This is a genomic window from Aldersonia sp. NBC_00410, from assembly GCF_026342035.1.
In the GTDB taxonomy this organism is placed as follows: Bacteria; Actinomycetota; Actinomycetes; order Mycobacteriales; family Mycobacteriaceae; genus Aldersonia.
Genome location: NZ_JAPENM010000010.1, coordinates 191,065 through 215,540, shown reverse-complemented (window position 1 = coordinate 215,540; position 24,476 = coordinate 191,065). Strand labels below are relative to the sequence as shown.

Here is a 24,476-nt window from a genome sequence, read left to right as displayed (position 1 = left end):
GCGTCGGCGAGCTGCCGCTCACCCCTGTCGTACGTTTCATGGTTGAACGCGGAGGTGGCTTCGGCAGGTTCAATCAGACCGTCGTCCTGGAACTCCCGTTCGGCATCGACCGGGAACCACTGCTGGCGACGGTGTCCGCGGTAATCGAGCGGCATGACATCCTGCGCGCCAGACTCTTCCGCGACGATGCCGGCGACTGGCGGCTCGAGGTGCCGCCGCCCGGTGCGCTCGATGTTGGCGGCCTGCTCACGCACGTTCGCTTCGACGCGGCGGCCGGCGATGCCGACCTGACGAACCTCGCTGCCCGAGAACTCGATGCGGCGCTCGACCGGCTCGACCCCGCCTCGGGCGTGCTGCTGCAGTTCGTGTGGCTCGAGCCGGCGGACGCGGGAACGGCGCGATCGGGCCGACTGGTCGTCGCCGCTCACCACCTCGCTGTGGATGGCGTGACCTGGCGAATCCTTGTCCCGGACTTCGTGGTCGCGTGGGCACAGGTGAGTTCCGGGCAGACGCCACAGTTGTCTGCGCCCGCGACGTCGATGCGGCGTTGGGCGCACGCGCTACAGGATCAGGCAGTGGACGACGCGCGGGTCGCCGAACTGCCGCTGTGGCGCGAGATCGAGTCGGGGCCGGATCCATTGATCGGGCCGCGGCCACTGAACGCGGCGGTGGATCTGGCGCAGTCGGTTCGGAAACTGCCCGTCGAACTCGACGAGGATATGACGCGCGCGCTGCTGACCACGGTGCCGGCCCTGTTCCACGGAAGTGTCAACGACGCGCTGCTCACTGCACTGGCGCTCGCGGTTGCCGCCTGGCGGGCGCGCCGCGGCACCGCAGAGCCGACGGCACTGATCCGGCTCGAGGGCCACGGCCGAGAAGAGGAAGCTGTGCCCGGCGCGGATCTGTCCCGCACGGCAGGCTGGTTCACCACGATCTTCCCGGTGCGCCTCGACCTCACCGGGATCGACGTCGACGACGCGTTCGCCGCGGGCCCTGCCGTCGGTGCGGCGATCAAGGCGGTCAAGGAGCAGTTGCGCGCACTGCCCGACAAGGGCATCGGCTACGGAATGCTGCGCTATCTCAATGCCGAGACCGCAGTGCAGCTTTCGGCTGATCCGGTCGGCCAGATCAGCTTCAATTACCTCGGCCAAGTTTCGACGACGGATATTCCGGAAGCGCTCGGCGGGTACGGCTGGACACCGGCGTCCGACATCACCGACCTGGCGGCCGATCCGGATCCGGATATGCCGGCCACAGCGGCCGTCGACATCAACGCCGTCGTCGTCGGTGGCAAGCTATCGGCGACCTTCGGCTATCCGGACACGCTGCTCGCCCGCGACGAGGTCGTGGAGATGGCCGCACTGTGGGCCGACGCGCTCAACGCGGTCGTGCGGCACGCACAGCGGCCCGACGCGGGCGGGCGCACCCCATCCGATCTGTCCCTGGTTGCCGCCGACCAGCGCGATGTCGACGGCTGGGAAGCGCGATACCCCAATCTGACCGATGCATGGCCGCTGTCGCCACTGCAGCGCGGTCTGCTGTTCCATGCTCAACTCGCGGCGAGTTCGGTGGACGTCTACACCGCACAGGTGGTTGTCCAACTCGACGGCGTGGTCGACGCCGCACGACTCCAGGCTGCTGCGGCAGGCGTCCTCGATCGCTACCCCAATCTGCGCACCGCGTTCGCGACCAATTCGGCGGGCGAGCCGGTACAGGTCGTGCTGGACAACGTTCGAACCCCGTGGCGCCAGGTCGATCTGACCGCAGACGAGAACGCGGACCGCGCCCTCGCGCAGCTGATCGGCCAGGACCGCACCGAGCAGTTCGACCTCGCCACCCCGCCATTGGTCCGATTCATCTTGGTGCAGACGAGCGCCGATCGGTGGCAACTGGTGGTGTCCAACCACCACATCGTGCTCGACGGCTGGTCGATGCCGTTGCTGCTGAAGGATCTTCTCGTGCTGTACGCGGCACGAGGGGACAGCTCGGTGCTGCCGCCGATGCGCTCGTACGCCGGCTTCCTGGAATGGATCGCGAGCCAGGATCATGCCGCGTCGGTGCGGGCCTGGGCAGGCGCATTGGAAGGCGTCGACGAACCGACCCTGCTGGCGCCCGCGGACAACGGTCGCCTGCTCGACGCGCCCGCCGAGGAATATCGATTCGAGCTCGACGAGGACCGGACGAGCGGTATCGTGGCGCTCGCCTCGGAGCTCGGCGTCACCGTGAACACCGTCGTGCAATCGGCCTGGGGAATCCTGCTGTCGCGCATGGTCGGGCGCACGGACGTGATGTTCGGCGCGACCGTCTCGGGTCGGCCTGCCGAGCTGTCCGGCGTCGAGGCGATGGTCGGGTTGTTCATCAACACGGTGCCGGTCCGCATCGAATTGTCCAGTGCAGCATCGGTCGCCGCGACGATCGGCCGGCTACAGGGTCAGCAGGTCGAGCTCCTCGACCACCACTACGTCGGCCTCGCCGACATTCAGGCCACGACCGGTCTGCCGGCGCTGTTCGACACGCTCGTGGTGTTCGAGTCCTACCCCGTCGATGTCGCCGGGATCGAGCAGCAGGCCGCCTCGATCGACGGCATGGCGGTCACCGGTGTGCACGCCGACGACGCCACCCACTACCCGCTCACGCTTGTCGCGCAGTTGGACTCTCGGCTGCGCATTCGAGCCGGGTTCCGACCGGAGCTGTTCTCCACCGATGCCGTTCGGTCGATCGCGGACCGACTGGTCCATGTATTGACCTGGATCGCGGCGCACCCGGCCGCAACAATTGGTGAGCTGGACTTGCTCGATGCGGGGGAGCGGCAGCTCGTTCTGCACGAGTGGAACGACACGGCGCACCCAGTGGACGACTCGGCGACGCTCGCGTCGATGTTCGATGCCGCCGCGCTGCGGTACCGGGATACGGGCGCAGTTCGATTCGAGGGCACCGAACTGTCCTACGGCGAGTTCGCCGCGCGGGTCAATAGTCTTGCGCGGCTGTTGATTTCCCGTGGTGTCGGGCCCGGGGCGCTGGTCGGGCTCGGCATGCGGCGATCGACGGACCTGGTCGTCGGCATGTACGCGATCACGATGGCGGGTGCGGGCTACCTGCCGCTGGATCCGGATCACCCCGCGGACCGCACCGTGTACGTGCTGGAAACGGCGCGGCCGGTCGTGGTCTTGACCCGCGGGTGCGACGACTTCGACCTCCCCGCCGGGACGCCGCAGATTCTCCTCGACAGCGTCGACCTGTCGGCGTTCGGCGATGCGCCGATCACCGATGCGGAGCGCAGCAGGGCGCTCGATCCCGATGATCTCGCCTACGTGATCTTCACTTCGGGATCGACCGGACGGCCGAAGGGCGTTGGGGTCAGCCATCGGGCGATCGTGAACCGCCTGGTCTGGATGCAGACGACGTACCCGATCGATACGAACGACGTGGTACTGCAGAAGACGCCCGCGACGTTCGATGTGAGCGTGTGGGAGTTCTTCTGGCCCTTGCAGGTCGGTGCACGGCTGCAGGTGGCTCGCCCGGACGGCCATCGGGATCCGGAATATCTCGCGCAGCTCATCCGCAGCACGGGAGTCACGACGGCTCACTTCGTGCCCTCGATGCTGGCGGTGTTCGTCGGGCACATAGAGGCGACCGCGGACGCTACCGCGTGGCCACTGCGTCGGGTGTTCGCGTCCGGCGAGGCACTGCCAGGGGCGACGGCCCAGAAGTTGCGCCGCCACACCGGCGCGGCCCTGCACAACCTGTACGGCCCCACCGAGGCAGCGGTCGACGTCACTGCGCACGAGGTGGTCGAAGCCGACACGGTCTCGGTGCCCATCGGCGCGCCGGTGTTCAACACGCGAACCTACGTTCTCGACGGCCGGCTGCGGCCGGTGCCGGTCGGGATCGCCGGCGAGCTGTATCTGTCGGGCACGCAATTGGCGCGGGGGTATCTCGGGCGAGCGGACCTGACGGCCGAACGCTTCGTGGCCGATCCGTTCGGGACCGGTGGCGGGCGGTTGTACCGCACCGGCGACCTCGTTACCTGGACTGCCGACGGTGAATTGGAGTACCTGGGCCGTACCGATTTCCAGGTGAAGCTGCGCGGTCTGCGCGTCGAACTCGGCGAGATCGAGACCGCGCTGGCCGGCCACGACGGGGTGTCGGCGGCAGTGGTCGTCATCCGGTCCGACCCAAGCCGTGGTGACCAGCTGGTCGCCTATCTGACACCGGCGCGCGGCGCAACGATCGACGTCGACGTGGTCCGCGCGCACGCCGGTACGGTGCTGCCGGGCTACATGGTGCCCGCTGCGTTCGTCCTGCTCGACGCGTTCCCGCTGAACAGTTCGGGCAAACTCGATCGCCGGGCGCTGCCCGCCCCGGTGTTCGCGACCCGGCAGTTCCGGTCGCCGACCACACCCGTCGAGGAGATCGTCGCGGCGACCTTCGGTGAGGTGCTCGGCATCGGAGCGAATGAAAACGTAGCGGGCCGAGTCGGTTTGGACGACGACTTCTTCGCCCTCGGTGGCAACTCGTTGGTGGCGACCCAGCTCGTGGCTCGACTCGGTGCGGCGCTCGACACCACCATCGGGCTGCGCGATCTGTTCGAGGCGCCGACGGTGGCGGCGCTTGCCGCTCGGGCGGAATCACGCGCCGGGTCGGGCGCGCGGGCGGCGCTGGTGCCGCAGCCGCGGCCCGAGCGGGTGCCGCTGTCGCTGGCGCAACAGCGGATGTGGTTCCTCAACCGGTTCGCGGACCGGAGCGGCACCGGCGACAGCGGGGCGGACTCGGTCAACAACATCCCGGTCGCCGTGCGGCTTTCGGGTCTGCTCGATCGGCCCGCACTGCAAGCGGCGATCGCCGACGTGATCGGCCGGCACGAGTCGTTGCGCACCGTGTACCCGGATCTGGACGGGACGCCGTACCAGCAGGTGCTTCCGGCCGGCGGCGAGGTCGTCCCGGACGTCTCGCCGATCCCGCTACGCGAGGCGGAGCTCCCGATGCGGATCGGCGAGCTGGTGGGCGCAGGTTTCGATGTGACCGCCGAAGTGCCTGTGCGCGCCGCACTTTTCGAGATCACGCAGACCGAGCACGTGCTCGCGATGGTGGTGCACCACATCTCCGGCGACGGTTTCTCGATGGGACCGTTGACCCGCGACATCATCACGGCGTACTCGGCTCGCGTCGACGGTGCAGAACCGGGCTGGTCACCGCTGGCGGTGCAGTACGCGGACTACGCGCTCTGGCAGCGCGCCGTGCTTGGCGCGGAAGACGACCCGGACTCGCTGCTCGCCGAGCAGATCGGTTACTGGGTCCATACCTTGGCCGGGAGTCCCGAACAGCTCGACCTGCCGACGGATCGAACGCGGCCGCCGGTCGCGTCGGGCAGCGGCGCCCGTTCCACCTTCGAAATTTCGGCGGATCTGCATCGCGAACTCGCCGAGGTGGCCCGGGCCGAGGGAGCCACCATGTTCATGGTGGTGCACTCCGCGCTGGCCGTGTTGCTCGCGCGGCTGTCCGGTACCGAGGACATCGTCGTCGGTACGCCCGTCGCGGGCCGCGGCGACCGGGCCCTCGACGACCTCGTCGGTATGTTCGTCAACACGCTCGTGCTGCGCACGGCGGTGGGCGCAGGCGACTCGTTCACCGACCTACTCGACCGAGTCAGGACTGCCGATCTCGATGCCTTCGGGCACGCGGACGTGCCGTTCGAGCGACTTGTCGAAGTGCTCAACCCGGCCCGGTCGCAGGCACGTCACCCGCTGTTCGGGGTGATGCTGTCGTTCCAGAACCCGGGCGAGAGCACAGCCGAATTGCCCGGTGTCACCGCGAGCGGCGTCGACCTCGACATCGCCGTGGCCAAGTTCGATCTGCAGCTGACGTTGACCGAACGGGTCGACGAAGCGGGCGCACCTGCCGGTGTTGCGGTCGAAATTATCTATGCAACAGATCTGTTCGATCCGGAAACGATTGCCTCGGTCGCCGATCGGTTCGTGCGGATCCTGCATTCGGTGAGCTCGGACCGGGCGGCGGTCGTCGGAGACATCGCGTTGCTCGCGACGCCGGAACTCGTCGCACTCGAGCGTCGCAACGACACCGCGGTGCACCTCGATCCGACCGAACGGCTCCTCGACGGATTCCACGCGCAGGTGGCGCGGACTCCGCGAGCGATCGCGCTGACCGGCGGCGGGCGCGAGCTGGACTATGAAACATTCGCCGGGCGCGTGACGCGCCTGGCGCGGTTCCTCGTTGCAGCGGGTGCGGGCCCGGAAAAGCTGGTGGCGCTGGCGATGCGACGCTCGGTCGACTTGCTGGTGGCCGTCTACGCGGTGGTGGAATCGGGCGCGGCGTACGTGCCGGTCGACCCGGATCAGCCCGAGGACCGGGTGAGTCATGTCCTGGGCACCGCGGCACCGGTCGTTGTGTTGACCACGCGGGCCGATGATTTCGCAGCGCAGGGGGCGTGGCGGACGATTGTGCTCGACGATGTCGATCTCGACACGTTCGCGGCGGGACCGCTGCGCGAGGGCGAGCGTCGTGCGCCACTGCGACCCATGAACCCCGCCTACGTCATCTTCACGTCCGGTTCGACAGGGCGTCCCAAGGGCGTCGCTGTCGGGCACAACTCGGTGGTGAACCAGGTCCGCTGGCTCGTGACGCGGTACCGGTTGGATTCCGACGACGTCGTGTTGTGGAAGACACCGGTGACTTTCGATGTGTCGGTGTGGGAGCTGTTCGCGTCGCTGCAGGCGGGTGCGCGCATGGTGGTCGCCGACCCGGACGGCCATCGAGATCCGCAGTACCTGGCGCAGGTGATCGACGAGCAGCAGGTGACGATCACCTCGTTCGTGCCCTCGATGCTGTCGGTGTTCGCCCGGTCGGTGGATCGAGCCGGGTTGGCCCCGGTCCGGGCGCTGTTGGTGGCGGGAGAAGCGCTCAACGCGGACACCGTGGCCGCGGTGCGGCAGGTGTCGGACGCGGAGATCCACAACCTCTACGGTCCGACCGAGTTCACGGTGCACGCCACCGCCGCGGCTGCACCCGATGGTGGCCGGGGGCCGGTGCCGATCGGCGGTCCGGTGTCCAACACTGCGGTGTACGTGCTGGATGCACGGTTGCATCCGGTGCCGGACGGCGTGCCCGGGGAGCTGTACCTTTCCGGCCCCCAGCTTGCCCGCGGCTACGTCGGGCGTGCGGACCTGGCGGCAGAACGGTTCGTGGCCGACCCGTTCGGGGCGGGCGCGCGGATGTATCGCACCGGCGACCTTGTGCGCTGGAACCAGCGTGGCGTCCTCGAATACTTGGGCCGCACCGATTTCCAGGTGAAGCTGCGCGGATTGCGGATCGAACTCGGCGAGATCGAGACCGCCCTGACCGGCCGCCCCGAGGTGGCCGAGGCGGTCGCGGTCGTGCACGCGGATCCGCATCGCGGTGAGCAGTTGGTCGCCTATGTCGTTGCGGCACTGCATCGCCCGATCGATGTGGACGCGCTGCGTAGCAGCCTTGCGCGGGTGTTGCCGATCTACATGGTGCCCGCGGCGATCGTGGTGCTCGACCGCATGCCGTTGAACGCCAACGGCAAGCTCGATCGGCGGTCGCTGCCGGCACCGGTGTTCGCCCAGCAGAGTTTCCGTGCGCCGACGACGCCGATCCAGGAGATAGTCGCGACGGTCTTCGCCGGATTGTTGGGATCGACGGACGGGCGCCCGTTGCGTGTGGGCCTGGACGACGACTTCTTCGAACTCGGCGGAAACTCGCTGGTCGCCACGCAGGTGGTCGCGCGCGTCGGCACGGCGCTCGGCAGCCGAATTCCGGTTCGGCTGCTGTTCGACGCGCCGACGGTGTCCGAATTCGCGGCCCGTGTCGAGTCACACGCCGGCGACGGCCGACTGCCGCTCGGCCCGCAGCCGCGCCCGCAGCTGATTCCGCTTTCACTTGCGCAGCAGCGCATGTGGTTCCTCAACCGCTTCGATACGAACTCGGCCGTGAACAACATCCCGGTCGCGGTACGGCTCGACGGCGATCTCGACGTGGCGGCACTGCGGACCGCGGTCGCCGACGTCGTTGCGCGGCACGAGACGCTGCGCACGATTTATCCCGAACGCGACGGTCTGGCGGAACAGAAGATCCTCCCGGCCTGGGAGGCAGTGCCGGACCTCACGCCGATCACCATCGCCGCGAGCGACATTCGGGAGCAGATCGAGCAGATCGCCGGTGCGGGTTTCGACGTGACCGTGCAGGTGCCGTTCCGCGCGGCGCTGCTGCACGTGGAGTCGGCGGACAGCCATGTCCTGGTACTGGTCGCCCACCACGTCTCCGCGGACGGCTGGTCGATGGCGCCGCTCGCGCGCGACGTCATGACGGCATACGCGGCACGGGTTCGCGATGAGGCACCGGAGTGGCTGCCGCTGCCGCTGCAGTACGCCGACTACACGCTGTGGCAGCGGGCGGTGCTCGGCGCCGAGGACGATCCGAATTCGCTGATCGCGCAGCAGGTGCAGTACTGGTCGGACACGCTTGCCGGCATTCCCGACCAACTCGAGTTGCCCACGGATCGGCCGAGGCCCGATATTGCCTCCAATCAGGGGGCCACGTACGGGTTCCAGATTCCTGCCGGGATCCATTCCCGCGTCACCGAGTTGGCACGGGCGCGCGGCGTGACCATGTTCATGGCCGTGCAGTCCGCATTGGCGGTGCTGCTCGCGCGCCTGTCCGGTGGTGACGACATCGTTATCGGCACCCCGGTCGCGGGGCGCGGCGAGGCCGCGCTGGATGACCTGATCGGCATGTTCGTCAACACGCTGGCACTGCGGACCCGGGTACGCGCCGGTGCGTCGTTCGAGGCGCTGCTGGCAGAGGTCCGGGAAACCGATTTGGCCGCGTTCGGTCATGCGGATCTGCCGTTCGAGCGGTTGGTGGAGGTGCTGGATCCGCCCCGGTCGCGAGGTCGTCACCCGCTGTTCCAGGTAATGCTTTCATTCGATAACGCGGGTGGGGCGGAGCTGGAGCTGCCCGGCCTGCGGGCGAGCGGAGTCGAATTCGACTCGCCAATAGCGAAATTCGACCTGCAGGTCGGTGTCTCCGAGACGTTCGACGAGGCGGGTGCGCCGGCCGGGATCGCGTTGCAGATTCGCTATGCGACCGACCTGTTCGAGGAGTCGTCGATCGTCGCGTTCGCGGATCGCTTCGAGCGCGTACTCGGCGGGTTGCTGGTGGATCCGGCACGAGCGGTCGGTGCCGTCGACATCATGGATGCCACCGAGCGCCGCCTGGTGCTCGAGTCGTGGAACGCCACGAACCACGAGACGGATACCGCCGCGACACTCGCGTCGTTGTTCGAGTCACAGGTGGCCCGCACGCCCGACGCGATCGCGGTCGAGTTCGAGGGACAAACGGCGACGTATGCCGAGTTGGCCACCCGCGCAAGGCGGCTCGCACGATGGTTGATCGGGCAGGGTGTCGGCCCGGATGCGCTGGTCGGTCTGGCCATGCGCCGATCGGTGGATCTCGTCGTGGGCATGTACGCCGTCGAACTCGCCGGCGGCGGATATCTGCCGCTGGACCCGGATCACCCCGCCGAGCGCACCGACTATGTATTGGCCACCGCGCAGCCGGTCTGCGTGTTGACCACCAGCCTCGACGGCTTCGCGACCGAACGCGTTTCGACCGTCGAGATCGATGCGCTCGCGCTGTCCGGGCACTCTTCGGCGCCGGTGGACGATGACGAGCGGACGGCGCCGTTGCAGCCCGGCCATATCGCCTACGTGATCTTCACCTCGGGATCAACGGGCCGGCCGAAGGGCGTCGCGGTCAGCCACCGGGCGATTGTGAACCGCCTCGTGTGGATGCAGGCGACCTATCCGATGGACGCCTCCGACGCGGTGCTGCAGAAGACTCCGGCGACCTTCGACGTGAGTGTCTGGGAGTTCTTCTGGCCGTTACAGGTCGGCGCGCGACTTGTGGTGGCGACACCGGACGGACATCGCGATCCCGACTATCTGCTCGACACGATCGCTCGCCGTGGCGTGACGACGGTCCACTTCGTGCCGTCCATGCTCGCTGTGTTCCTGGCCCGGGTCGGCGATCGTGTCGGGTCGGCGGCGACCCGGTCGTTGCGCCGGGTCTTCGCTTCGGGGGAGTCCCTGCCCGCGGGCACCGCGCAGCAGCTGCGCAGGCTCACCAGCGCCGCACTGCACAACCTGTACGGGCCGACGGAGGCCGCCGTAGATGTCACCGCGCACGAGGTCGTCGACGCAGACCGCGCCGCTGTCCCGATCGGTGCGCCGGTGTTCAACACTCGGGTGTACGTGCTGGACGCGCGGTTGCGGCCGGTACCCGCCGGGGTTCGCGGCGAGCTGTACCTCGCCGGTGTGCAGTTGGCCAGAGGGTACGTATCGCGCTCCGATCTGACCGCGGACCGGTTCGTGGCGGACCCGTACGCCACCGCTGCCGGGCAGCGCATGTACCGCACGGGCGACGTGGTCGCCTGGACCGCCGATGGCGAGCTCGCCTATCTGGGGCGCAGCGACTTCCAGGTGAAGTTGCGCGGTCAGCGCGTCGAGCTCGGCGAGATCGAGGCGGCCCTGGTGGAGCTCGCCGGTGTCACCCAGGCCGCGGCCGTGGTGCACGTCGATCCACGTACTGGTGAACAGATCGTCGGCTATCTGGTAGCCGCCTCCGGTGTCGCGATCGACACCGGGTCGATCCGTCGCGCCGTCGCGGAGAGTCTGCCGGGCTACATGGTGCCGTCGGCATTCGTGGTGCTCGATGAACTCCCACTGAACGCGTCCGGCAAGCTGGATCGAAAGGCCCTGCCGCAGCCGGTGTTCGAGGTCGCGCAGTTCCGCGCTCCGGCAACACCGGTCGAGGAAATCGTGGCGAGCACCTTCGCGACGGTGCTCGGCGTCGATCGCGTCGGTGCGGATGACGACTTCTTCGCCCTCGGTGGAAATTCGCTGATCGCTACCTTGGTGGCGGCACGACTCGGCGCGGCGCTGCACACCACCGTCGGTGTGCGCGAGTTGTTCGATGCGCCGACGGTTGCCGATCTCGCGCTCCGGTTGACCCAGCTGGACAAGGGTCGAACCCGGCCGAAGCTGGAAGCCGTCTCGCCACGACCGGCGCGGATCCCGCTTTCACTCGCGCAGCAACGCTATTGGTTCCTCAACCAGTTCGACATCGACTCCGCGGTGGACAACATCCCGGTTGCCGTGCGGCTGATCGGCGAGCTCGACGTGCTCGCGTTGGACGCGGCAATCGGTGACGTCATCGCTCGCCACGAGGCGCTGCGCACCGTGTACCCCGATTCGCCGCAGGGTCCGCAGCAGCAGATTCTGCCGCCGAGCGCGGTGACGCGCATCGTGGCGCCGGTCCACGTCGATGAGGACGACTTGGCGGCGAAGGTCTTCGAGGTGGCCACCGAGACGTTCGATGTCACGGCGGAAGTGCCGCTGCGCATCGCGCTGTTCGAGCTGTCGGCCACAGATCACGTGTTGGCCCTCGTCGCGCACCATATCGCGGGGGATGGTTCGTCGATGGGGCCGCTGACCCGCGACGTGATGTCGGCATACCTGGCCCGGTCGGCGGGGGAGCAGCCCGGTTGGGCCCCGTTGCCGGTGCAGTACGCCGACTACGCGCTCTGGCAGCATGCCCTGCTCGGTGCCGCGACTGACTCGGAATCGCTTGCAGCGCAGCAGCTCGCGTTCTGGCGTCGCGCGCTCGCGGACGCGCCGGATCAACTCGATCTGCCGTTCGACCGGCCTCGACCGCCGGCACAGTCGTTCCAGGGAAGGGCGTTGCGCACCAGCCTCGATGCGGAACTGCACGAGCGGCTGTTGACGTTCGCACGCGAGCGCAACGCGTCGTTGTTCATGGTCATGCACTCGGCGTTGGCGGTGCTGCTCGCGCGGTTGTCGGACACCGACGACATCTCGGTCGGCACGCCCATCGCCGGTCGCGGCGCGCCGGAACTCGGCGACCTGATCGGAATGTTCGTCAACACCCTGGTATTCCGCCTCGTGATCGACCCCGCGGAGTCGTTCGCGGACCTGGTCGCACGGGCGCGGGAGGGCGACCTCGAGGCGTTCGCCAACTCCGACGTGCCGTTCGAGCAGATCGTGGACGCGATCAACCCTGCTCGATCGACTGCGCGCAATCCGCTTTTCCAGGTCGGCCTGACGTTCCAGAATCTCGCCGACACGACATTCGAGCTGCCGGGGCTGCACGTGGCGGCCGTGGATTTCGACACCCAGCTGGCCAAGACGGACCTGCAGCTGACGCTCGCCGACCGTTACGCGGCGGGCAAACCTGCCGAGATCGTGGCGGAGTTCAGTTACGCCACCGATCTTTTCGACGAGTCGACCGTCGCGCATATCGCCGACCGTTTCGTCCGGCTGGTCACCGAATTGGTGGCAACGCCCGACCGGGCCGTCGGTGACATCGAGTTGCTCGATGCGCGGGAACGCGCCGCGACGTTGGTCGAGCGCAACAACACCGGCCACGCGCTCGCGCCGGCGACGCTCGGCGAGTTGTTCGACGCGCAGGCCGCGGCTACCCCCGACGCCATAGCGATCGTCGCGGGCGACGAACGGCTGACCTATCGGGCCTTCGCGGCGCGGGTCAATCGCCTGGCGCGCCGTTTGATCAGCCAAGGCGTCCACACGGAGTCGTTGGTCGCGCTGGGCATGCGTCGCTCGGTCGATCTGGTCGTCGGAATGTACGCGGTGGTCCAGGCCGGTGGCGCCTACGTCCCGATCGACCCGGATCAGCCGGCCGATCGCATTGCCGGTGTGTTCGACACCGCAGCGCCCGCATGTGTTCTCACCACGCGGCGTGACGGGTTCGACTGGCCGGGCACGCCGGTCATCGTGATCGACGACCTGGGTGACGGCGACGTCGAGGAAATGCCGGTCACGGCGTCCGAGCGCGCTGCGCCGGTGCTTCCGGACAACACGGCGTACGTCATCTTCACCTCCGGTTCGACCGGTATGCCGAAGGGCGTCGCGATCTCGCATCGCGCGATCGTCAACCAATTGCTGTGGAAGCAGCAGTATTTCGGCCTCGATAGTGACGATGCGGTGTTACTCAAGACGGCGGCGACCTTCGACCTCTCGGTATGGGAATTCTGGTCCGCGCTCGTGACCGGTGGCCGCATTGTGATTGCCGACGCGGACGGCCACCTGGATCCGGCGTACCTCGCTGGACTGGTTGCTGCCGAAGCCGTGACGACGTTGCACGTGGTGCCGTCCATGTTGGACGCGCTGACGCGTGCGACGCAGGGCGCGCTGCCGCAGTCCCTGCGTCGCGTACTCGCCATCGGTGAGGAGTTGCCGGCGGCGACCGCGCGCCGGGTGTTGGCGTCACGCGTGGATGCAATGCCCGCGCTGTACAACCTCTACGGACCGACGGAGGCCGCCGTCTCGGTGACGGTGGACGAGGTGACCGAAGCCCCGTCGGGCGTCGTGCCGATCGGCGCACCGGAGTGGAATACCCAGGTTTATGTACTCGATCGTCGGTTGCGTCCGGTTCCCGACGGAGTGACCGGCGAGTTGTACCTGGCCGGTGAACAACTCGCCCGTGGCTACCAGGCGCGCAGCGACCTGACCGCAGAGCGGTTCGTCGCAAACCCCTTCACCGGGGGCGCGCGGATGTATCGCACCGGCGACTTGGTGGCGTGGGACCGGCGCGGTGAGCGGCTCGAATATGTCGGCCGCAGCGATTTCCAGGTGAAGGTGCGCGGATTCCGCATCGAACTCGGTGACATCGAAGCGGCGCTGCGTGATCAGCCGTCCATCGCCGATGCCGTCGTGGCGGTGCACAGCGATCCGCATGCCGGTGATCGCCTGGTGGGGTACGTGGTCGCCGAGGTCGGCGCTGTCGCCGAACCGGCGCAGCTGCGTGCGGCACTCGCGACTCGGCTGCCGTCCTATATGGTGCCGGCGGCGTTCGTGGTGCTCGCCGCATTGCCGTTGAACGTGAACGGGAAGCTGGATCGAAAGGCACTGCCCGAGCCGGTGTTCGAGGCCCGCGAGTTCCGTGCGCCGCGCACGCCGGTCGAGGAGATCGTGGCGGGAGTCTTCGCGGAGCTGCTGGGGGCGGGTCGCGTCGGTGTCGACGACGACTTCTTCCGGCTCGGCGGTAACTCGTTGCTCGCGACCCAGGTCGCTGCGCGGGTGGGCGATGCGCTGGAGTGCAAGGTTGCGGTGCGCACCGTTTTCGAGGCACCGACGGTGGCGGACCTCGCGAGCCGGGTGGAGCAGCATGCGGGTGCGGGCCGGCGGCAACGCCTGGTTGCGCAGCCGCGGCCGGATCGCGTCCCGTTGTCGTTGGCGCAGCAGCGAATGTGGTTCCTCAACCGCTTCGACGCCGAATCGGCCGCCTACAACGTGCCCGTGGCGGTGCGACTGTCCGGTGCGGTCGACCTCGATGCGTTGCGTGCGGCGATCATGGACCTCGTTGGGCGGCATGAAATTTTGCGCACCGTCTACCCGGAGACCCCTGATGGGCCGGTCCAGGTGGTGTTGGCGTCGGGGCAGGCCCCACCGGAGCTGCAGATCGTGGACGTCGACGGAACAGGCGTCGCTGCAGCCGTTGCGGATTTCATGGCGGCCGGCTTCGATGTCACCGCCGAAGTGCCGCTGCGCGTGGGGCTGTTCCGCATCACTCCCGAGGAGCACGTGCTCGCCCTCGTGGTGCACCACATCTCGTGTGACGGTTCGTCGGTCGGTCCCCTGGCTCGGGACGTGATGATCGCCTACGCGGCGCGCCTCGATGGCGCGGAGCCGGGATGGCCGGCGTTGCCGGTGCAATACGCGGACTATGCGTTGTGGCAGCGCGCGGTGCTCGGCGACGAGCACGACTCGGATTCGGTTGCGGCGGCACAGCTGCGGTACTGGACCGAGGCGTTGGCAGAGCTTCCCGACCAGCTCGAGCTGCCATTGGATCGGCCGCGCCCGGCCGTGCAGTCGTTCGCGGGTGGCACCGTCGAACTGAGTGTCGACACGGAAACTCACCGCGGCCTCGTGGCATTGGCACAAGAGCGTGGCGCGACGCCGTTCATGGTCGTGCACACGGCGCTCGCCGTATTGCTGGCGCGGCTCTCCGGGTCCGACGACATCGCGATCGGTACCCCGGTCGCCGGGCGCGCCGAACGCGCCACCGACGACCTGATCGGCATGTTCGTCAACCAGCTGGTGTTCCGCAGCCGGATCGATTCCGGTGAGCCGTTCGTCGAACTGCTGGCTCGCCAGCGGGAAGTCGATCTGGCGGCATTCGCCAACGCGGATATCCCGTTCGAGCGACTCGTGGAGGTGCTCAACCCCACGAGGTCCACGGCGCGCCATCCGCTGTTCCAGGTCGGCCTTTCGTTCCAGAACCTCACGCAGACCGCGTTGGCGCTGCCCGGTGTCGATGTCGCAGGCTTCGACCTCGACGTCGAGCTGTCACAGTTCGACCTGCACCTGATCGTGACCGACCGCTACGACGAAGACGGCACGCCGAGCGGAATCACCGGATTCTTCACCTACGCCACGGACCTGTTCGACTCGGACACGGTGGCGGTGTTCGCGCAGCGTTTTGTCAGGTTGCTGCGCGCGGTGGTTGCGCGGCCGGACCGTGCGGTCGGAGATCTCGACTTCGTCGATGCTGCCGAGCGTGCCGAGCTACTCGGTGGCCCCAACGACACGGCGCGCCAGATGGACTCGGCCCAGACGTTGGTTTCGCTGTTCTACGCACAGGTCGCGCGGCACCCGGAAGCGACGGCGATCTGCTTCGGCGACGAGGAGCTCGACTACGCCCACTTCGATCAGCGGGTGAACCGGTTGGCGCGGTGGCTGATCGCCGCAGGCGTCGGCCCCGAGTCGCTGGTTGCGCTGGCGATTGGGCGGTCGGTGGAACTCGTGGTCGCGATGTACGCGGTCGCGAAGTCCGGCGGCGCGTATGTGCCCATCGATCCCGACCATCCGGCCGAGCGGAGCGCGTACATCGTGCACACCGCCGGCGCACAGCTGCTGCTCACCACTGCGGGAACCGAGCTCGGGTTCGATCCGGCCGTGCGTGCGATTGTGCTCGACGAGCTCGATCTGCACGACGTCGATCCGTCGCCGATCCGCCCCGCGGAGCGCCGATCGCCGCTGCTAGCTGCCAATACGGCATACGTGATCTTCACCTCCGGCTCCACCGGGCGCCCGAAGGGTGTCGCGGTCAGCCATGCGGCCGTCGTCAACCAGCTCGCGTGGAAGCGCGCCGAATACAACCTCGACGCGACCGACAGCGTGCTGCTCAAGACGGCCGCGACCTTCGATCTGTCGGTGTGGGAGTTCTGGTCCGCGCTGACGTCGGGTGCTCGGCTCGTCATCGCGGCGCCCGAAGGCCACCGCGATCCGGGGTATCTCAACGACGTGCTGCAGGCGCAGTGCGTCACCACGCTGCACACCGTGCCGTCGATGTTGGACGCGCTGCTGACCGAATCGGGCGGATCGCTGGCGCCGTCGTTGCGTCGCGTGCTCGCCATCGGTGAAGCGCTGCCGGGCGCTCTGGCACAGCGGTTCCGGCGGGCGAATCCCGATGTGCTGCTGGTCAATCTATATGGGCCCACCGAGGCGGCCGTTTCGGTGACGGCCCACCCGGTCACCGACGCGGACAGCTCGACGGTGCCGATCGGCTTGCCGGAGTGGAACACTCAGGTGTTCGTGCTCGATGCACGGTTGCAGCCGGTTCCGGTGGGTGTGGCCGGTGAGGTGTACCTCGCGGGCGCCCAGTTGGCCCGCGGCTATCACGGGCGGGCGGAACTTACCGCCGACCGGTTTGTCGCGAATCCATTCGCCGCCGTCGCGCCGGGTGTCGGTGCCGGCGCGCGGATGTATCGGACGGGCGACCTCGCCGTGTGGACCCGCGCCGGCGAGCTGGCATACCGGGGCCGGGCGGACTTCCAGGTGAAGGTGCGCGGGTTCCGGATCGAACTCCCCGAGATCGAGGCTGCGCTCTACGCGCTGCCGGAGGTGTCGGCGGCGGCAGTTGTCGACCGGACCGATCCGCGCACCGGCACCCAGCTCGTCGGGTACGTCGTACCGGCTGCCGGAGCGAACCTGACCACCAGGGATCTGGCGGCGGTGCTCGCGACTCGGCTGCCGTCCTACATGGTCCCGGCGGCATTTGTCCTGCTCGACGCTCTGCCGCTCAATGTCAACGGCAAGCTGGATCGAAAGGCACTGCCCGAGCCGGTATTCGAGGCCCGCGAGTTCCGCGCGCCGTCGACTCCGGTGGAGGAGATCGTGGCCGGCATCTTCGTCGAGTTGCTCGGAGTGCCGCGCGTCGGCGTCGAGGACGATTTCTTCGCCCTCGGCGGTAACTCGCTGCTCGCGACGCAGGTGACCGCCCGTCTGGGGGCCGCGCTGGACACTCGGGTGCCGGTGCGGGTGCTCTTCGAGGCCCCGACGGTGGGGGCACTGGCCGCGCTGGTCGAGCGGCACGCGGGTGCCGGGGGGCGCCGCCCGCTGGTGGCGGTGCAGCGGCCCGATCGCGTGCCACTGTCGCTTGCGCAGCAGCGCATGTGGTTCCTCAACCAGTTCGACACCGCGTCGGCGGTGAACAACATCCCGGCCGCGGTGCGACTTTCCGGCGCACTCGATGTCACCGCGCTGCAGGCGGCGGTCGCGGACCTGGTGGAGCGGCACGAGACGCTGCGAACGATCTACCCGGCGCAGGAGGGCACCCCGTACCAGCTCGTCCTTCCGGCGGCACAGGCCCTTCCGGACCTGGAGCCGATCGAGATCGACGAGGCAGAACTGCGCGATCGCGTCATTGCGGTGGCGTCGTCCGGGTTCGATGTGACGGCACAGGTTCCGTTCCGGGCCTCGTTGTTCCGGCTGCCGCACGGCGGGGCAGGCGTTTCCGGGACCGCCGCGGTCGAGTCGAACGAGTACGTCCTCGTCTTCGTGGCGCACCACATCAGCGCCGACGGGTGGTCGATGGGGCCGCTGACCCGCGACGTGATGGTCGCCTACGCCGCGCGCAGCCACGGGGATGCGCCGGACTGGGCGCCGTTGCCGGTCCAATACGGCGACTTCAGTATCTGGCAGCGCGACGTGCTCGGTGACGAATCCGATTCGAGCAGCCTGCTTTACGCGCAGGCCGAGTACTGGCGCGGCGCACTGGCCGGACTGGCCGACGAGCTGAACCTGCCGACCGATCGCCCGCGCCCGACCGCGCAGACGTTCCGCGGCGGCCGGGTGAACTTCCGGATCGACGCCGCGGTACAGCGTCGACTGGCCGATCTGGCCCGGGCGGAGGGCGCGACGCTGTTCATGGTGATGCACACGGCACTCGCGGTGCTGCTGGCCAGGTTGTCCGGTACCGACGACATCGCCATAGGCACCCCGATCGCCGGCCGTGGCGAGTCCGAGCTCGACGATGTCATCGGCATGTTCGTCAACACCCTGGTGCTGCGCTCGAACGTGGTATCGGACGCGACGTTCGGCGAGTTGCTGGGGGCAACACGGGAAACCGACCTACAGGCGTTCGCACACGCCGACCTTCCGTTCGAGCGCCTGGTCGACTTGCTCAGCCCCGAGCGGTCGACCGCGCGGCATCCGCTGTTCCAGGTGGCGCTGTCCTTCGAAAACCTTCCCGACGCTGCGTTCGAACTGCCGGACCTGCGGGTATCTGCGGTGGATCTCGATGTCGAGGTGGCCAAGTTCGACCTCTCGCTGACCTTGCGCGAAGCCGACCCCGTCGCCAACCCGGACGGCGGGATCTACGCCGAGTTCTCCTATGCACGAGACCTCTTCGACCAGGACACGGTTGAGGTCCTCGCGCAGCGATTCATCACCCTGCTCGAATCGGTGACCGCGTCGCCCGACGCGGCGGTCGGCGATCTGGCTTTGATGTCCGAATCCGAGTACGACGCTTTGACGCATGTGCACGGCGACGGCGTGATGGCGGGCGGACTACTGCCCGATGAATTCGCTCGCGGCGCACAACTGAACCCCGACAAGACCGCCGTGCGTTACCTCGGCCGGTCGATCACCTATCGCGAACTCGACGAGTCCTCGTCACAGCTCGCGCGAGTGCTGATAGAACGCGGGGTGGGACCGGAACAGCTTGTCGCGTTGGCGTTCCCGCGTTCGTACGACATGGTCGCATCGGTGTGGGCGGTGACGAAGGCGGGCGGCGCGCACGTCCCCGTCGACCCGTCCTACCCCGAGGATCGCGTTCGCCACATGCTCACCGATTCGGGTGCGGTCATCGGCATCACGTCCTCGGAGTTCGTCGATTCACTGCCGACGGACGTGGACTGGCTGGTGCTCGACGATCCGGCGGTCCGAGCGCAGTGCGATGCCGAGTCGCCCGCGCCGGTGACCGATGCGGACCGGTGGACGCCACTGCGTCTGCATCACCCGGCCTACGTCATCTACACGTCCGGATCGACAGGTATGCCGAAGGGCGTCACGGTAACTCACGCCGGCATGGGTGGACTCGTCGATGCGGCGACGGATCTGTACCACTTGCGGTCGCATCACCGATTACTGCACAACTGCTCGCCGTCGTTCGACCCGTCGGTGCTGGAGTGGACGGCCGCGTTCTATAACGGCGCGACATTGGTGATCGTGCCGCCGCACATCATCGGCGGACCCGACCTCGCGGAGTTGTTGCGCGAGGAACGCGTGACGCACGCTCTCATCACGCCGGCGGTGCTGGGCACCATGGACCCGCAGGGCATGGCCGATCTCGAGGTCGTGTCCATTGGTGGCGACGTGACGACACCGGACCTTGTCGCGAAGTGGCAGCCCGGCCGCAAGTACCTGAACGCCTACGGTCCCACCGAGACGACGATCATCTCGTCGTTCGCGAACCTGACTCCGGACGGGCACATCACCATCGGCAAGCCCGTGCACGGCATGTCGGCCGTGGTGCTCGACCAGCGGTTGAACCCGGTTCCCGCCGGTGTGGCAGGCGAGTTGTATCTCGCGGGAGGCGCTCTCGCTCGCGGCTACCGCAACCGGCCGGGGCTGACGGCGGAGCGGTTCCTGCCGAATCCGTGGGGCGAGCCGGGCGCACGTATGTACCGCACCGGTGACGTGGTGCGCTGGTACGACATCGGCAAGGCCGCCGGGCGGGAACCGGAGCTCGAACTCGACTACGTCGGCAGGTCCGACTTCCAGGTCAAGGTCCGCGGCTTCCGTATTGAGCTCGGCGAAATCGACACCGTGCTCGCCCGGCACCAGGATGTCGAGTTCGTCATCACCATCGGTCGCGAAACCACCGCGGGCGCAACCATTCTCGTGTCCTACGTGCTCGCTGTTCCGGGAGCGACCGTCGATACCGCAGCGCTGGCCGAGTTCGCGGGCCGACTGCTGCCCCCGCATATGGTGCCGTCGGCGATCGTCGTCCTCGACGAGATTCCGTTGACCCCGATCGGCAAGCTGGACCGTAAGGCACTGCCGGAACCCGTCCTCGAGGCGAAGCAATTCCGGGCACCGACAACCGAAGTCGAGGCGATCATCGCCGCGGTGTTCGCGGACGTACTCGGCGTCGGGCAGGTGGGTCTGGACGACTCCTTCTTCGCCATGGGCGGCGACAGCATCCTGTCGATCCAGTTGGTGTCGCGGGCGAAGGCGCGCGGCATCGTGTTCTCGCCACGTGACGTGTTCGAGCGTCGCAGCGTCGCTTCGCTGGCCGAGGTCGCGACGCTCGCCGCGGCCGATCTCGCCCCGCCTGTCCTGCCCGAACTTCCGGGCGGCGGTGTCGGCACAATTGCGTTGACTCCGATCATGTCGGCTGTGCTCGGTGCAGGCAGCTCGTATGACCGGTTCTCGCAGACGATGAGCCTGCGGTTGCCCGGGGACGTCGACGCCGATCTGCTGACGAGAACGATCGAGGCGGTCTTCGACCACCACGACGTACTGAGGTCACGGCTGCGTCGGACCGACGGCGACGGCTGGGTGTTCGAGGCGCTCGCGCCCGGTTCGGTCGACATTGCGGCGTTGCTGCATCGCGTCGAGGTGCATGACGGCATCGAGGGCGTCGAGCTTGCCGAGGCCGCGTCCACCGAACTGGACGCGGCGATGGGTCGCCTCGATCCGGCTGCGGGTTCGATGGTGCAGTTCGTCTGGTTCGACTTCGCCGCCCGCCGCCCCGGGATCCTGCTCGTCGTCGCGCACCACTTCGTGGTCGATGGTGTGTCCTGGCGAATCCTGATACCCGACTTCGCCGTGGCGTGGTCGCAGCTCCATGCCGGGCAGCCGGTGTCGTTGCCTGCCAACGGCACGTCGATGCGTCGCTGGGCACACGCCCTCGTCGCGGAAGCGGGTAGCCCGAAGCGCGCCGCAGAACTCGCGATGTGGCGCGATATCGCCGCCACCCCCGATCCGCAGTTGGGTGTCCGGCCCTTCGATGCGGCGGTCGATACCTTCGCGACCGTCGAGCGGGTCGAGGTGCGGTTGTCCGCAGAGGTGACCAATGCCCTGCTGACCGCGATTCCGCGCCTCTACCGCGGCGGCGTCAACGACGGACTGCTCGCCGGCCTCGCGCTCGCGGTGCAGAGCTGGCGCGCGGACCGCGGCGTGCAGGCACCGTCGACGCTGGTCCGGCTCGAGGGTCACGGTCGTGAAGAAGAGGTGGTCCCAGGGGCCGATCTGTCCCGCACCGTCGGCTGGTTCACCAGTTCCTACCCGGTCCGGTTGGATCTGGACGGCATCGACATCGCCGACGCCCTCGCCGGTGGTCCCGCCGCCGGGTCCGCGGTGAAGGCCGTCAAGGAACAGCTGCTCGCGGTACCGGACAAGGGCATCGGATACGGGATGTTGCGCTATCTCGGGACACGGCCGGCAACGGAGCTCGAGCACGCCGGCGACGCCCAGATCAGCTTCAACTACCTGGGCCGGGTGTCTGCCGGGGAGGTGCCCTCGGAGCTCGGCGAACTCGGCTGGGTGCCCACGGGCGACCTGGGCGAGCTGACCGCCGAGATGGATTCCGACATGCCGGCGAACGGTGTCGTCGACATCAACGCGATCGTCACCGACGGTGAATCCGGACCGCAGCTCGGTGCGGGCTTCGCGTTCCCGAGCGGTGTGCTCACGCGGGCCGAAGTCGAGGATCTCGCGCAGCGCTGGGAACGGGCCCTCGGCGCGCTCGCCCGGCATTCCGAGCAGCCCGGCGCGGGTGGCTTCACGCCGTCCGACCTGTCGTTGCTGAAAATCCCGCAGGCGGAGATCGAACTCTGGGAACGCCAGTATCCGGGACTGTCGGATGCCTGGCCGCTGGCGCCGCTGCAGTCCGGTCTGCTGTTCCACGCGATCATGACGGCGACGACGGTCGACGTGTATTCGATGCAGGCGGTGCTGGACCTGACCGGCACGGTCGACACCGATCGACTGCGCGCCGCGGCCCAGGGCATCGTCGATCGGTACGCCAACCTACGCAGCGCCTTTGTGATCGATACGGACGGCAGGGCCGTCCAAATCGTGCTGGACCGGGTCGACGTGCCGTGGCGGGAGGTGGACCTCACCGCCACGCCCGAGGACGGCCGGATCGAGCAGTTGCGGACGGTGCTGGCACAGGATCAGGCTGAGCACTTCGATATGGCCACGGCGCCGCTGATCCGCTTCACGCTCGTGCGTACTGCACCCGAGCAGCTGCACCTCGCGATCACGAGCCACCACATTCTGCTGGATGGCTGGTCGATGCCGCTGCTGATGCGCGACCTGCTGGTGCTCTACGCGGTGCATGGGGACCAGTCGGTCCTCGGCCGTGTCACGCCGTACCGCAACTTCCTGCAGTGGCTGTCCAAACGCGACCGCGCGGAATCGTTGGGCGCCTGGACGCGAGCACTCGCCGGTTTCAGTGAGCCGACGCTGCTCGCGACGTCGGCCGAGGCCACCGCGGAGACGTACGAGATCGACAAGGTGATCGCCGACATCGGCGTCGACGACACAGCGCGGATCGTCGAGTTCTGCGCGAACCTCGGCGTCACGGTGAACACTTTGGTCCAGACCGCCTGGGCGGTCGTGCTGGGTCGGATGACCGGCCACGATGACGTCGTCTTCGGCGCGACCGTCTCCGGCCGGCCCCCAACCCTGCCGGGCGTGGAATCGATGGTGGGTCTTTTCATCAACACGCTGCCGGTTCGGGTACGTCTCGACCACGCTGCGACGGTCGCCGGACTGCTCGAGCGGCTGCAGGGCCAGCAGGCCGACCTGCTCGACCACCATTATGTGAGCCTTACCGAGATTCAGAAGGCCGCGTCCGTGCCTGCGATGTTCGACACGCTGCTGGTGTTCGAGTCGTACCCGATCGACAAGGCCGCCCTGGAAGAGGCGAGCGCGGTCGACGGCATGCACGTGACGGGTGTCGGCGTGAACGACGCGACGCACTACCCGCTCACCCTGCTCGTGCACGTGCAGGACACAGTCGAACTGACGATGAAGTTCCTGACCTCGCAGTTCGACCGGGTCGAGATCGAGACGCTGTCTGCGCGCCTGCGGTTGGTCATCGACGAACTGATCTCCGACGCGACGGCGTTGGTGCGCGACATCGAGATTCTCGACAGTGACGAGCGGGCAGAGATCCTGAATTCGTCGGGTACGGGGGCGGCCGAGGCCACGACCAGCGCACAAACCCTGCCGCAGTTGCTGGCGAATGTCGTCGAGGACGATCCCGACGCGCCCGCGATCGCTTCGGGCGAAAAGGAGATCAGTTACGACGAACTCGACGAACGGTCGTCGCGGTTGGCGCGCGTCCTGATCGAGCGCGGGATCGGGCCGGCAGCCGTGGTCGCCGTGCAGGTGCCGCGCTCGGTGGAGTCGATTGTCGCGATGTGGGCTGTCACAAAGGCGGGGGCGGGTGTGCTGCACGTGCAGCCGGACCACGCCGACGGCGCTTTCGAGAAGCTGTCCATCACGCACGGCGTGACCGTCACCTCGGTTGGCAACCGGCACGGGGATGGCGTGGACTGGCTCGTGTTGGACGAGCCGCAGGTCGCTGCGCAGATCGAGCGGGCACCTGCACACCCGGTTTCCTATGCGGACCGGGTCGGGCCGCTGCTTGGCGAGCATCCGGCGCTCGTGACCTACGCAGGCACGGCGGTGCGTGTGGTCAGCCAATCGGAGGCGACCGAGCTCGCGGGTGCCCTGCGGGCCCGGTACGCCCTGGACAACGAATCACGGACTTACATCGCCGCGCCTATGCATCGGCAGGTCGAGTTGTTCGAATTCCTCTTCGCGGGTACTGCGGGAGCTGCGATGGTGGTACCGGAGGTCGACGACGACCGCAGCGTCGCGGACGTGATAGCGGACGAGTGGGTCACGCACGTGTTCGTGAGCGCTGATCAGTTGGCGCAGCTCGTGGATGACGAGTTCGAGGATCTTGCCACCGTCGTGGTCGTCGATAGGGAACCCGACCCGGACACGGTCGCCCGCTGGGCTTCGAAGCCGGCCGTCTTGACCGCATGGCTGGCGATCTCCGCCGACGAGAAGCCGCGGCCGGATGACATGGAATGA

The 24,476-nt window shown here is 68.1% G+C and carries 1 protein-coding gene (running past one end of the window); it reads left to right on the top strand.

Going from position 1 to position 24,476, the window contains the following annotated elements; genetic code table 11:
- Positions 1 to 24,476, top strand: the 3' portion of a protein-coding gene (locus OG921_RS22220) for a non-ribosomal peptide synthase/polyketide synthase (protein ID WP_266114710.1). 15,433 nt of this gene lie to the left of the window's left edge; 24,476 of the gene's 39,909 nt are visible here — the last part of the coding sequence; its start codon lies off the left edge, out of view; its stop codon occupies positions 24,474 to 24,476.